At 68.4% G+C, this 12,136-nt stretch carries 12 protein-coding genes; 8 read left to right on the top strand and 4 right to left on the bottom strand.

The annotated features are described in order from the left end of the window. The first annotated feature begins 40 nt into the window (after positions 1 to 40). Both J2W23_RS10010 and J2W23_RS10005 read left to right on the top strand, forming a co-directional pair. Complete coding sequence (locus J2W23_RS10010; RefSeq protein ID WP_307648598.1) at positions 41 to 949, top strand: LysR family transcriptional regulator; 909 nt, start codon at positions 41 to 43, stop codon at positions 947 to 949. A gap of 47 nt (positions 950 to 996) precedes the next feature. Beyond that, a complete protein-coding gene (locus tag J2W23_RS10005; RefSeq protein WP_176659467.1) occupies positions 997 to 1,209 on the top strand; it encodes a prevent-host-death protein in 213 nt (70 codons plus the stop codon). On the opposite strand, the gene J2W23_RS10000 is transcribed toward J2W23_RS10005, so the two are convergent. Further along, positions 1,191 to 1,352 carry a hypothetical protein gene (locus J2W23_RS10000; protein WP_307648597.1) on the bottom strand — a complete coding sequence of 54 codons (162 nt, stop codon included), beginning with the start codon at positions 1,350 to 1,352 and terminating at the stop codon, positions 1,191 to 1,193. The two genes, J2W23_RS10005 and J2W23_RS10000, sit on opposite strands and share 19 nt — an antisense overlap. On the opposite strand from J2W23_RS10000, the gene J2W23_RS09995 reads away from it, so the two are divergent. After that, positions 1,351 to 2,253, top strand: a complete 903-nt coding sequence (locus J2W23_RS09995) for a YceK/YidQ family lipoprotein (protein ID WP_307648596.1) — start codon at positions 1,351 to 1,353, stop codon at positions 2,251 to 2,253. The genes J2W23_RS10000 and J2W23_RS09995 overlap by 2 nt on opposite strands. Before the next feature lie 20 nt (positions 2,254 to 2,273). Here the strand turns inward: J2W23_RS09995 and J2W23_RS09990 are convergent, their stop codons facing one another. From J2W23_RS09990 to selD, 3 genes are all read right to left on the bottom strand, one after another. Next, positions 2,274 to 3,752 carry an AAA family ATPase gene (locus tag J2W23_RS09990; protein ID WP_307648595.1) on the bottom strand — a complete coding sequence of 493 codons (1,479 nt, stop codon included), beginning with the start codon at positions 3,750 to 3,752 and terminating at the stop codon, positions 2,274 to 2,276. A 107-nt stretch (positions 3,753 to 3,859) separates the two neighbouring features. Then, a complete protein-coding gene (locus tag J2W23_RS09985; RefSeq protein WP_307648594.1) occupies positions 3,860 to 6,376 on the bottom strand; it encodes an ABC transporter permease in 2,517 nt (838 codons plus the stop codon). Between the two features lie 88 nt (positions 6,377 to 6,464). Next, positions 6,465 to 7,544: a selenide, water dikinase SelD gene (gene selD / locus J2W23_RS09980; RefSeq protein ID WP_307648593.1), complete on the bottom strand. Its 1,080-nt coding sequence runs from the start codon at positions 7,542 to 7,544 to the stop codon at positions 6,465 to 6,467. Positions 7,545 to 7,653: 109 nt separating this feature from the next. On the opposite strand from selD, the gene J2W23_RS09975 reads away from it, so the two are divergent. From J2W23_RS09975 to mnmH, 5 genes are read left to right on the top strand one after another with little or no spacing between them, the layout of a single operon-like run. Beyond that, complete coding sequence (locus J2W23_RS09975) at positions 7,654 to 8,508, top strand: putative selenate ABC transporter substrate-binding protein (protein ID WP_307648592.1); 855 nt, start codon at positions 7,654 to 7,656, stop codon at positions 8,506 to 8,508. 17 nt (positions 8,509 to 8,525) lie between these two features. Next, positions 8,526 to 9,338, top strand: coding sequence for a phosphonate ABC transporter ATP-binding protein (locus tag J2W23_RS09970; RefSeq protein ID WP_307648591.1), 813 nt, complete (start codon positions 8,526 to 8,528; stop codon positions 9,336 to 9,338). A 35-nt stretch (positions 9,339 to 9,373) separates the two neighbouring features. After that, on the top strand, positions 9,374 to 10,165 hold the full coding sequence (locus J2W23_RS09965) for a PhnE/PtxC family ABC transporter permease (RefSeq protein ID WP_307648869.1): 792 nt from the start codon (positions 9,374 to 9,376) through the stop codon (positions 10,163 to 10,165). Further along, positions 10,162 to 10,959: a phosphonate ABC transporter, permease protein PhnE gene (phnE, locus tag J2W23_RS09960; RefSeq protein WP_307648590.1), complete on the top strand. Its 798-nt coding sequence runs from the start codon at positions 10,162 to 10,164 to the stop codon at positions 10,957 to 10,959. The genes J2W23_RS09965 and phnE overlap by 4 nt, the downstream gene beginning before the upstream one ends. Positions 10,960 to 10,996: 37 nt before the next feature. Next, positions 10,997 to 12,055: a tRNA 2-selenouridine(34) synthase MnmH gene (gene mnmH / locus J2W23_RS09955; protein ID WP_307648589.1), complete on the top strand. Its 1,059-nt coding sequence runs from the start codon at positions 10,997 to 10,999 to the stop codon at positions 12,053 to 12,055. Positions 12,056 to 12,136 lie beyond the last annotated feature (81 nt).

Below are 12,136 nucleotides of genomic sequence, written 5' to 3'. Positions count from 1 at the left end.
GCCATTGATCCTCACACTCCCAACCCAAGGTTGTTAATCCATGGACAGCTTCAGCGGACTCGAATCCTTCGTGCGGGCGGCCGACCTGTTGAGCTTTGCCAAGGCCGGGCGGCTGCTGGGCATCTCGGCCTCGGCCGTGGGCAAGAACGTCGCGCGGCTCGAACAGCAGCTGGGCCTGCGGCTCTTCAACCGCACCACACGGCATGTGCGGCTGACCGAGGAAGGCGCCATGTTCCACGAGCGCTGCCGCCGCATCCTCGATGAGCTCGACGATGCGCGGGCCATGATGCAGGACGCGGTCGCAGCGCCCAGGGGTCGCCTTCGCGTGAGCCTGCCGACCATCGGCTATCGCTTCCTGCTGCCGATCCTGCCGGCCTTCAAGGCGCGCTACCCCGAGATCGAACTCGACCTCGACTTCAACGACCGGCTGGTCGACGTGATCGCCGAGGGCGTGGACGTGGCGATCCGCAGCGGCGAGCTCGGCGACTCGCAGCTCGTGGCGCGCCGGCTCGGCCCGTTCAACTTCGTGCTGGTCGCCTCGCCCGCCTACCTGGCCGAACACGGCGTGCCGCAAGTGCCGGCCGACCTGGCCCGGCACAGTTGCCTGCGCTACAAGTTCGTGACCGGCGGAAAGATCGAGGACTGGGACCTGCCCGGCCTGCCCACCCAACTGCCGCCCGGCCTGCTGTGCAACAACATGGAAGCCATGCTCGGCGCGGCCGTGGCCGGCCTCGGCGTGGCCTACATGCCCGACTTCCTCGCGCGCGACTCGCTCTGCCGCGGCGAACTGCAACGCGTGCTCGAGACGCACCTCGTGCGCCAGGGGCAGTTCTCGGCGCTGTGGTCATCGAGCCGGCAGCTGTCGCCGAAGGTGCGGGCGTTCGTGGACTTTGCGGGGGAGCACATGTTCAAGGACGACGACGCAATCGCACAAGCAAGCAAGACCTAACTCAGACCACAATCCGTCCGATCCACGGCAACAGCGGGGCGAGACCAATGAATTCTTCGACGCGGGTCCAACCCATCAACGATCCCAAGAGTCACGCCACAGAGACAGTGGAGACCCCTTCGGTCCGCTCCAACGAAGAACGCGAAGCGATTCCCGAACTGCTGAAAGTCCTGATGCTCGGCCATCACGAAATCGAACGGGGCGAATTCAGGTCTGCGGACGAGGTGTTCACCGAACTGGATCAAGAGGGCGCGCAATGAAGGTCGTGTTCCTGCAGTCCGCCGAAGCCCACCAAAAATGCCCGCGCATCCGACACATGGTTGGTGCGGTTTGAGACCGAACTCAAGGAGTGCGCCATCGCCCGCACGAGGAACGGCAAAAACAGATGGAGGGAAACATCCATGACAGCTTCCAGAGCCCTTGCGATCCTGCTCCTGAGTGGCGCCCTGAGCGGCTGCGGCACTATCGCCACGGCCTTCTGCGACTCGTGCGGCAAGCTGGCGCCGTATTCCGGCACTCGCATGATGGCGACCGGCCACTCAACGCAGATCGACGTACCTTTCTCGCTGGTGCTCGACACGGTGCTGTTACCGCTGACCATTCCGAAAACTATCGTTGAAAACATCGCGGGTCTCGACAAAGAATCCGAGGTCCAGGCGGTGACGACACCCACTGAACCGACCCCACCCACGACGCAATCCGTTGCCATCACGCGCCTGGCACCACCGCCCGGTGCATACGTGATGGCGCCCTTGGCTCCCGCCGCGCGGGCCACCACGGACGGTCGCGTGGTGGTCTACCTGATGCCACTGGACGATTTCCCTCTCGAGGACGCCCAACGCATGGCGCGCGTGCTCGCCGACGAACTGCACCTGAACGTGAAGGCCTCGCCGCCCATGGCGCCGATCGCCACAACGGCGTTGCGCGGCCGGGCACAGTACTCGGCCGACGAGGTGCTGGCCGAGACGCGCAGGGCCGGCCAGCGTCTGCCCGACGCGAGTGACAACGTCGTGCTCATCGCGCTGACGCAGCGCGACATCAACGACAGCGTGCCCGGGCTGAACTTCGTGTTCTCGAAGCACGACCTGCGCCACCACGCTTCGGCAATTTCGATGTCGCGCCTGGGGCAGGGCACCGAAGAAGGCCAGGATCGCCTCTACAAGATGACGAAGCGAACCATCGGCGAGCAGTACTTCGGCATGAAGCGCTCGACGGACCGGCGCGACGTCATGTTCGCGCCGATCCTCTCGTTGCGCGACCTGGACTCGATGGGCCGGGACTTCCTGCAAGACACCGCGCGCTGAGGCAGGCGGCGAGCCGTATATCAGAGGACCGTTTCTGCGATGCGTGCTTCCGCGGGCGGGGCCTCGACGCGCGGCACGCTCTCCTTCGGCTGCGCCTTCACCGGCTCACTCCCCATCCGGCTCAGCGCAATCGCCGCCTGCAACGGATAAAGCGTCCGCGCATCCCCTTCGGCCTTGTTGCTCACCGTCGTCCCCGCCGCCTCGCTCATGCTGGCCGTGCGCACCGCATCCAGCCGGTGCACGGGCACCATGAACGGCGAGTGCGTCGTATAGACGATCTGGTTGCCGAAGTCGCGTTCGAAGTGCGCGAGCAGGTCGGCCTGCGAATTCGCGTGCAGGTGCAGGCCCGGCTCGTCCAGCAGCAAGATGGCATCACCCGCGCCCCGCGTGTCGGCAAAGAAGGTGATGTAGAACGAGAAGAACCACTGGAAGCCGCGGCTGCGCTCGTCGAGATTCACTTCGACCTCGTAGGCGCCGTTCGGGTCGGACACCAGCGTGTCCATGTACGGCCCGTCGAGGTTGAAGCGGACCTTGAGTTCGCGGTCCTTCCACACCCGGCGGATTTCCGAGGTGACGACCGAGCCCGCGCGGTTCACGAGTTGGTTGCGCGTGGCCTGGTCGTTCTTCTCGAGCAGGTCCTGCAGCAGCTGCGGATCGAGCCCCGCGACCTTGCAGAGCTTCTCGAAGCTGCGCTGCTCGGGCATGGCCTGGCCCCAGCCCTTGCGCACGAGGTAGTCGGCGATGTTCTGGCGGCCGGGCAGTGCGGGGTATTCGTCCACGTAGACGAAGCGCGGCAGCTTTTCGAGCACCCATTGCTTCGCCTTCGCAAGCGCGGGCGTGTCGTTGGCAATGGCATGGGCCATCTCCTCCAGCTCGACCAGCATCTGCTCCTGCTTGTCGCTGAGTTCGGCATCCGCCGCGGCCATCGCCCGGCGCAGGGCCTGCAGCGCCTTCACCGCGCCTTCGGACCACCGGATGTAGTCGGGGCTCGGGATCATCGCGGCGTCGAAGGCATCGGCCTCCTGCTCCAGCGTGGCGCGGGCGGCTTCGGCGACCTTCTCGGCCGCGGCCTTGACGGCGGGCACGATCTTGCGGACCTTGCCCTTGATGTCCGACACGTCGAGCGAGAGTTCGCCGAGGCCTTCGAGGCCGGTCCAGCGCGCCGCGGCATAGCCCCGGCCCGCGGTGACATGGCGCACGTCCGATGCGCGCGGAAGAATCGCCTTCAGTTCGGCGCGTTCGCTGTCGTCGAGCGCCCAGCGCGTCGCGACGACGGGCGTGTCGCCCCGGCATTCCTCGAGGCGGCGGTGCCGCGGAAAGTCCTTGATCGGACTGAGTTCTGCGAGGCCTTCGGCCGGGTTCAGGCTGTGGAGCGCGCGCAGCAGGTTCGATTTGCCGCTGTCATTTCGACCGAGGATCGCCGTGATCTGTGTGGAGTCGATGGAGCCGCTGTCGTTGATCGAGCGAAAGTTGGTGATCTGGAATGACGCCAAGCGCATGCAGGAATTTCTCTTCTTGAAATGAATACGGGGCCGGGGAATGTATTGCATCCCCGGCCCCGTCTTGCCGATCGCGAAAGAAAAAAACTGTACGGTGCCGCCGGTCCCTATTCGGCCGCGCGGCGCAGCGTGTCGACCACCGGGCGGCGCAGCACGTCGCGCAGGCCCCACCACCCCGCAGCCAGCGCGAGCGCCGCGCCGGCCAGCGCGCCCGCGACAGGCACGATCGGCGATGCGGTCCAGGTGAACTCGAACACATAGCGCGCGAGCCCCCAGCCGATCACCGAGGCCACGATGCTCGCGAGAAAGCCCGCGAGCAGGCCCACGCCGATCAGCTCGGCGCGCTGCACCTGCCGCAAGAGGCTCGCGCGTGCGCCGACCGCACGCATCACCGCGAACTCGCGTGCCCGCTCCTCGCGCGTGGCCGTTACCGCGGCGAACAGCACCACCAGCCCCGCCGCGAGCGTGAAGCCGAACAGGAACTCGACCGCGCGGATCACCTGGTCGAGCACGCGCTGCACCTGGTTGATGGTCGCGCTCATGTCCACGTTGGTCACGTTCGGGTAGCTGCGCACCAGCGCGTTGTCGAAACCGCGCGTCTCGGGCGCGCGGAAGGCGCCCATGTAGGTGACCGGCACGTCGGGCAGCGAGGCCACCGTGTACATCACGAAGAAGTTGGCGTGCATCGAGCCCCAGTCGACCTTGCGCAGCGAGGTGATGCGCGCGTCGTTCTGCATGCCGCCGATGTCGAAGCGCAGTGTGTCGCCGAGCTTCAGGCCCAGCGTGTCGGCCAGGCCTTCTTCCACGCTCACCTCGCCCGCCGCGCCGGGCTTCCATGCGCCCGCGGTGATGCTGTTGTGCGCGGGCGCCTCCATGGCGTTGCTCAAGTTGAACTCGCGGTCCACCAGGCGCTTGGCGCGGTCCTCGACGTAGTCGTCGGGGGTCACCGGCTTGTCGTTGATCGCAACCAGGCGCCCACGGATCATCGGGTACCAGTCGAACTTGCCCACGCCCGCATCGCGCAGCGACTTCTGGAACGCATCGCTCTGGTCTGGCATCACGTTGATGACGAAACGGTTCGGCGCGTCGGGCGGCGTGGCCTTGCGCCAGCTGGCGACGAGGTCGGTACGGAGCAGCACGAGCAGCACCAGCGCCAGCAGGCCCACTGCGAGCGCGCTGACCTGCACCACGGCATAGGCGGGCCGCGCCGAAATCTGCCGAGTGGCCAGCACCAGCCAGCGCGGCGCGGTGGTCTCGTTGACGCTGCGGCGCAGCACCTTTACCGCGAGCCAGCTGAGCAATGCGAACACGGCCACGGCACCCGCAAAGCCGCCGACCGCGATCAGGCCGAGCTTGATGTCGCTGCTCGCCGCCATCAGCAGCGCCGCAAAACCCGCCACGCCGATGCCGAGCACCGCGAGCGATGCGGGCTTGAGCCCGCCCACGTCGCGCCGGATCACGCGCAGCGGCGGCACGCGCGCCAATTGCAGCACCGGCGGCAGGCCGAAGGCGAACAGCAGCGTGAGCCCCATGCCGAGGCCGAAGGCCACCGGCCACAGCGTGGCGGCGGGCAGCGCCGTCTCGACCAACCCGGCCAGCAGCAGCACGAACACGTAGTGCACCGCAAAGCCGATGGCCACGCCGATGCCGCTCGCCACGAGGCCGATCACCGCGAACTCGAAGGCATAGGCCATCGCGATGGTGCGCTGGCTCTGGCCGAGCACGCGCAGCATCGCGCAGTCGTCCAGGTGGCTGGCCGCGAATCCGCGCGCGGCGAGCGCCACGGCCACGGCCGACAGCAGCGCCGCGAGCAGCGCGACGAGGCTCAGGAATTTCTCGGCGCGTTCGAGCGTCTGGCGCATTTCGGGCCGGCCGCCTTCGAAGGAATCGAGCCGCACGCCGCGCAACTCGCCCTTCTTGATGGTGGCCTCGGCCCAGTCGGTGAAACGCTTGACCGCCGCATCGCTGCCCGCCACGGCGTAGCGATAGCCCACGCGGCTGGCCGGCTGCACGAGCCCGGTGCGCGCCACGTCGGCCTGGTTGAGCATCACGCGCGGCGAAAAGCTCATGAAGCCGGCGCCCCGGTCGGGCTCCAGCGTGATGATGCGGCCCACGCGCAGGCTCGTGTCACCCAGGAGCAGCGGGTCGCCGATCTTCAGGCCGAGCGAATCGAGCAACGAGGCATCGACCCACACCTCGCCGGCCGGCGGGATGTCGCGGGTGATCTCGCCCGGGCCCGCGAAGGTGGTCGAGGTCTGCAGGTTGCCGCGCAGCGGATACCCCGTCGTCACCGCCTTCAGCGCCACGAGCTTGCTCGCGCCGCCCTGCACGTCGTCGGCCCGCGCCATGGTGGGAAAGCCGTAGGTGGCCGTGCCTTCCAGGCCCAGCGATTTCGCCTGCGCCACGAAGGCATCGGGCGTCGGGTTGTCGCTCACGATCACCGCATCGCCGCCCAGCAGTTGCCGCGCATCGCGCTTCAACCCGCCCTGCAGCCGGTCGGCGAAGAAGCCGACCGCCGTGAGTGCGGCCACGGCCAGCAGCACGGCAACGATCAAGAGGCGCAGCTCACCGGCGCGCAGGTCGCGCCAGAGCGTGCGCCAGCCAAGGCGGAGGGAGTCGGTCATGGCGCGAACGATAGCCGACGGCTACTGCCGCGGGCGGGTTCAAGGGTTATTTCCCCCTTGGGGCAGGCCGGGCGCGAAAAGCAGGGGGTCAGGGCAGGACGCGCAAGGCGGGCTCTCCCGCCTCGACGCGGCCGATGACGGCCGCCGCTGCAAAGCCTTCCTTGCGGAAGATCTCCAGCACCGCATCGACCGCTTCAGGCGCGCAGCTCACGAGCAGGCCCCCGGAAGTCTGCGGATCGCTCAGCAGGTTCTGCGCGGTGGACGGCAGACCTGCGGCCAGTTCCACGTCGGCACCGTAGCCCGCCCAGTTGCGGCCCGATGCGCCGGTGACGAAGCCCTCGGCAGCCATCGCGGCCACGTTGTCGAGCAGCGGCACCTTCGACCATTCGAGCACCGCGGCCAGCTTCGCGCCGCGCGCCAACTCGAGCGCGTGGCCGGCGAGGCCGAAGCCCGTCACGTCGGTCAGTGCGTGCACGCCGTCGAGCGCAGCCAGTGCGATGCCGGGCGTGTTGAGCCTGGTGGTGTTCTCGATCAGCTGCCGGTAGCCCGCCTCCGACAGCTGCTCCTTCTTGAGCGCCGCCGACAGCACGCCCACGCCGAGTGGCTTGCCCAGCACCAGCACGTCGCCGGCCTTCGCATCGGCATTGCGGCGCACGCGGTCCGGATGCACCAGCCCCATCGCGACGAGGCCGTAGATGGGTTCGACCGAGTCGATGGTGTGGCCGCCCGCGATCGGAATGCCGGCCGCGCGGCACACGTCCTGCCCGCCGCGCACGATCTCGGCGATCACTTCCACAGGCAGCTGGTTGATCGGCATCGCCACGAGCGCCAGCGCCATGATCGGCCGGCCACCCATGGCGTACACGTCGCTGATCGCATTGGTGGCCGCGATGCGCCCGAACTCGTAGGGGTCGTCCACGATGGGCATGAAGAAGTCGGTGGTCGCGATCAGCGCCTGCTGGTCGTTGAGCCTGTAGACTGCCGCGTCGTCGGCGGTCTCGATGCCCACCATGAGCTCGGGCGGGATCATTCCCCCCGCGTGGTTCTTCAGGATCTGCGACAGCACCCCGGGCGCGATCTTGCAGCCGCAGCCGCCACCGTGCGAGAAGCTGGTGAGTCGCAGCGGCGCCAGCGGATTCAGAAGCTTGGAGGATGCGGCATCGGTCATGGAAGCGGTTCGGTCGGATGAGACAAGCCGCGATTATCGAAGCCCCACCCGCGTTGCGCCCATCGCTGCCGATACACCCTTTTTATCGTTCTCACCACAGGCCATCCTCATGAACAAGCTCTCCCGCATCGCGCTCGCGCTCACCGTCTCGGTCGCCAGCTTCGGCGCCCTCGCGCAGGGCGTGCTGCGCGTCTCGGCCATTCCCGACGAGGCGCCCACCGAACTGCAGCGCAAGTTCACCCCGCTGGGCGACTACCTGAAGAAGGAAACCGGCATGGACGTGCAGTTCACGCCCGTGACCGACTACGCCGCCGTGGTCGAGGGCCTGGCGACGAACAAGATCGACATGGCCTGGCTCGGCGGCTTCACCTTCGTGCAGGCGCGCATCCGCACCAACGGCGGCGCGGTGCCGATCGTGCAGCGCGCGGAAGACGAGGTGTTCACCAGCAAGTTCATCGTGCCGGTGGCCAGCACCGCCAAGACGCTGGCCGACCTGAAGGGCAAGACCTTCGCATTCGGCGCGCCCTCCTCCACCTCCGGCAGCCTGATGCCGCGCTACTTCCTGCTGCAGGCTGGCATCAACCCCGAGAAGGACTTCAAGACCGTCGCGTTCTCGGGCGCGCACGACGCGACCGTGGCCTTCGTTGCCGCATCGCGCGCCGAAGCCGGTGTGCTCAACGCCTCGGTGTGGGACAAGCTGGTCGAGTCGAAGAACCCCAACGCCGCCAAGGTGCGCGTGCTCGCGACCACGCCGACCTACTACGACTACAACTGGACGGTGCGCCCGGGCATGGACGCGGCGCTGCAGAAGAAGCTGACGGACGCGTTCCTGAAGCTCGACCCCGCGAACCCGGCGCACAAGGAAATCATGGCGCTGCAGCGCGCCAGCAAGTTCATTCCGACGAAGTCGTCGAACTACGACGGCATCGAGACGGCGGGCAAGTCGGCCGGCCTCATCAAGTAAGAAGAGAGAACGCGCGGATGGGTTTCTCGCTCGACGGTGTCGGCATGGTGCATCCCAACGGCCAGCGCGCGCTGGCCGGGGTGACGCTGGCCGCGCGCGATGGCGAGCGCATCGCCGTCATCGGGCCTTCGGGCGCGGGCAAGACGACGCTGCTGCGCGTGCTCGGCGCGGCATTGCGGCCCGGTGAAGGAGATGTGCAGGCGCTGGGTGCCAGGCCCTGGCGGCTGCCGGCCGGCGCACTGAAGAAGCTGCGCGCGCGCATCGGCACCGTGCACCAGGCGCCGCCGATCGCGCCGCGCCTGCGCGTGGTCACCGCGGTGCTGGCGGGCCGGCTCGGCGAGTGGTCGGTGCTGCGCGCGCTGGGTTCGCTTTTTCATCCCTCGGACATCGCCGGCGCCTACGAGGTGCTGTCGCGCCTCTCGCTCGAAGACCGCCTGTTCGACCGCTGCGACCGCCTCTCGGGTGGCCAGTTGCAGCGCGTGGGCATCGCGCGCGTGCTGTACCAGCGGCCCGCCCTGCTGCTGGCCGACGAGCCCGTCTCCGCGCTCGACCCGACGCTGGCCGATGCCGCCATCGGCGAGCTCGTTGCGCAGAGCGAATCCACGGGCGCCACGCTGGTCGCCTCGCTGCATGCGGTGGACCTTGCACTGCGCTGGTTTCCCCGCGTCGTCGGCATGCGCAGCGGACAGGTGGTGTTCGACCTGCCGACCGCCGAGGTCACGCCCGCGATGCTCGATGCGCTCTATGCGAGCGAAGGCGGCGTGGCCGTGCAGCACGCGCCGCAGCCCGTCGCCGCCGAGATGGCCTTCCAGCGTCCGGACTGCCCGTGACCACCACCACCGTCGTCCATCGCGATCCGCAGGCGATGCGGCGGCTGGCCGGCTGGCTCGCCGCGCTCGTCATCGCCTGGCCGATGCTGGCGCTCTCGGAGTTCAAGCCATGGGCGCTGCTCGGCAGCGGCAACCTTGCGGTCATCGGCGGCTTTCTCGCGGGCTTCTTTCCGCCCGATGGCTCGCCCGCCTTCCTCGCATTGCTCGCCAAGGCCACGCTGGAGACGCTGGCCATGGCCACGGCCGGCACCGCGCTCGCGTTGCTCATCGGCGCACCGCTCGCGTTCGTGACGACGCGCGCCCTTTCCATCTCGCGCATCGGCCCGGGGCCGGGCCGCGTGCAGGCCGGCATCGTGCGGCAGGCCGCGCGCTGGCTGCTGATGGTGCTGCGCGCCATTCCCGAAATCGTCTGGGCACTGCTCTTCGTGCGCGCGCTCGGCCTCGGCCCCGCGGCCGGTGTACTGGCGCTGGCCATCACCTACGGCGGCATGCTGGGCAAGGTCTACGCCGAAATCCTCGAATCGACCGACACGCGCCCCGCACGCGCGCTGCTCGAAAGCGGCAGCGGCCGGCTCGCGGCGCTCTGCTATGGCCTCTTGCCCCATACCGCGCAGGAGCTGGCCTCCTACACCGTCTACCGCTGGGAATGCGCGGTGCGCGCCTCGGTGGTGATGGGCTTCGTCGGCGCAGGCGGCCTCGGCCAGCTGATGGACCAGTCGATGAAGATGCTCAATGGCGGCGAGGCGAGCAGCATCCTTCTCGTGTTTCTCGTGCTCGTGCTGCTGGCCGACATGCTGAGCAATGCGCTGCGGAGGCTGCTCGCATGAGCAAGCTCCCGCCGCGCCCACCTCCTTGCCTTCGCTGCTGGTTCGCGGTGGGACTGATCGCGGCGGCGACGGTCGCCAGCTTCGTCTACCTCGGCATCGACTACCGCGCGCTGGGCTCGGCCGAATCGCTGCGGCTCATGGGCAAGTTCATCGCCGAATTCTTCCCGCCCGATGTGTCGCCCGACTTTCTCGCGAAGGTCGGCAACGGCGCGTTGCAGACGCTGGCCGTGTCGGCGCTCGGCACGGTGCTGGCGGCCATCGCGGGCGCCGTGCTCGCGCTGCCAGCCTCGGGCCGCGCCGGCTGGCTGCCGCGGCATGTCGCGCGCTTCGTCCTCAACTTCTTGCGCAGCGTGCCCGAGCTGGTCTGGGCTGCGCTGATGGTGCTGGCGGCCGGCATCGGCCCTTTTGCAGGCGCCTTGGCGCTCTCGCTGCACACCACCGGCGTGCTGGGCCGTCTCTTCGCCGAGGCGCTGGAAAACGCCCCGCGCGAGCCCGAGCACGCGCTCACGCTCTCGGGCGCCGGCCCGGTCAGCGCCTTCAGCTACGCGAGCCTGCCGATCGTGCTGCCGCAGTGGGTCGCCTACACGCTCTACCGCTGGGAGATGAACATCCGCATGGCCGCGGTGCTCGGCTTCGTGGGCGGCGGCGGGCTGGGACAGCTGCTGTACTTCCACCTGTCGATCTTCCAGCAGCAGCAGGCGATGACGGTGCTGATCGCGATGTTCGTGCTGGTCACCCTCGTGGACTTTGCGAGCGCTCGCTTGCGCCGAGGCTTAGGTCCCGCGTACGCCTGAGGCCTCCGGCGACAATCGGGCGCATGAGGTTCCTGCCATGAGTCATCGCCAGCCCGTGCGGGTCGGCGACCGCCACGCCTTCGACACGATCATCGACGCCCGCTCGCCGGCCGAGTTCGCGCTCGACCACATTCCCGGCGCCATCAACTGCCCGGTGCTCGACGACGAGGAGCGCCGCATCGTGGGCACCGTCTACGTGCAGACCGGCGCCTTCGAGGCCCGGCGCATCGGCGGTGCGATGGTCGCGGCCAACATCGCGAAGCATCTGCGCGACACGCTGGCCGACCGGCCCGAGAAGTGGAAGCCGCTGGTCTATTGCTGGCGCGGCGGCATGCGCAGCGGCTCGATGGTGACGTGGCTGCGGCTCGTCGGCTGGGACGCGCAGCAGCTCGCCGGCGGCTACAAGAGCTTTCGCCGCCACGTCATCACGCAGATCGATTCGCTGGCCCCGCAGCTCGACCTGCGTGTGATCTGCGGTGCCACCGGCAGCGCCAAGACGCGCGTGCTGCATGCGCTGGCCGAGCGCGGCGAACAGGTGCTCGACCTGGAAGATTTCGCGAGCCACAAGGGTTCGCTGCTCGGTTCGCTGCCCGGCGTGCCGCAGCCGTCGCAAAAGCATTTCGAGACGCGCATCGCCACGGTGCTCGAAGCCATCGACCTGAAGCGCCCGCTGTACGTCGAGGGCGAGAGCATCCGCATCGGCCGGCTCTCGCTGCCGCTGTCGCTGGTGGCGCAGATGCGGGCCGCGCCCTGCATCGAAGTGGCGGCCACGCCCGAGGCGCGCCTGGCCTACCTACTGCGCGACTACGCCTACCTCGGCGACGACCGCGATGCGCTGGCCGACAAGCTGGGTGTGCTCAAGGAACTGCAGGGCAAGGAAACGGTGGCGCGCTGGCAGCAATGGGCGCACGAGGCGAACCTGCCGAAGCTCTTCGCCGAGCTGATGGCGCTGCACTACGACCCGCACTACCAGAAGTCCCAGGAGCTCCACTTCAAGGCCTGGGAGCGCCGCCGCAGCGTGGCGGCCAACGACCTGAGCGATCAGGGCATCGAGGCGGTCGCCGAGGCGGTTCGAAGGCTGGGCGACGCTCACTGACAAGCCATGCGGCGCTGCATGCGCACGACAGGCTTTCTTGTCCCAGATCAAAAGAGCCGGCCATGAGTCCATCGAAACTGC

The sequence above is a fragment of the Variovorax boronicumulans genome (genome assembly GCF_030812215.1).
Classification (GTDB): domain Bacteria; phylum Pseudomonadota; class Gammaproteobacteria; order Burkholderiales; family Burkholderiaceae_C; genus Variovorax; species Variovorax boronicumulans_C.
Note: the sequence above shows the minus strand (reverse complement) of the source record. Positions and strands in the feature narration are given on the sequence as shown.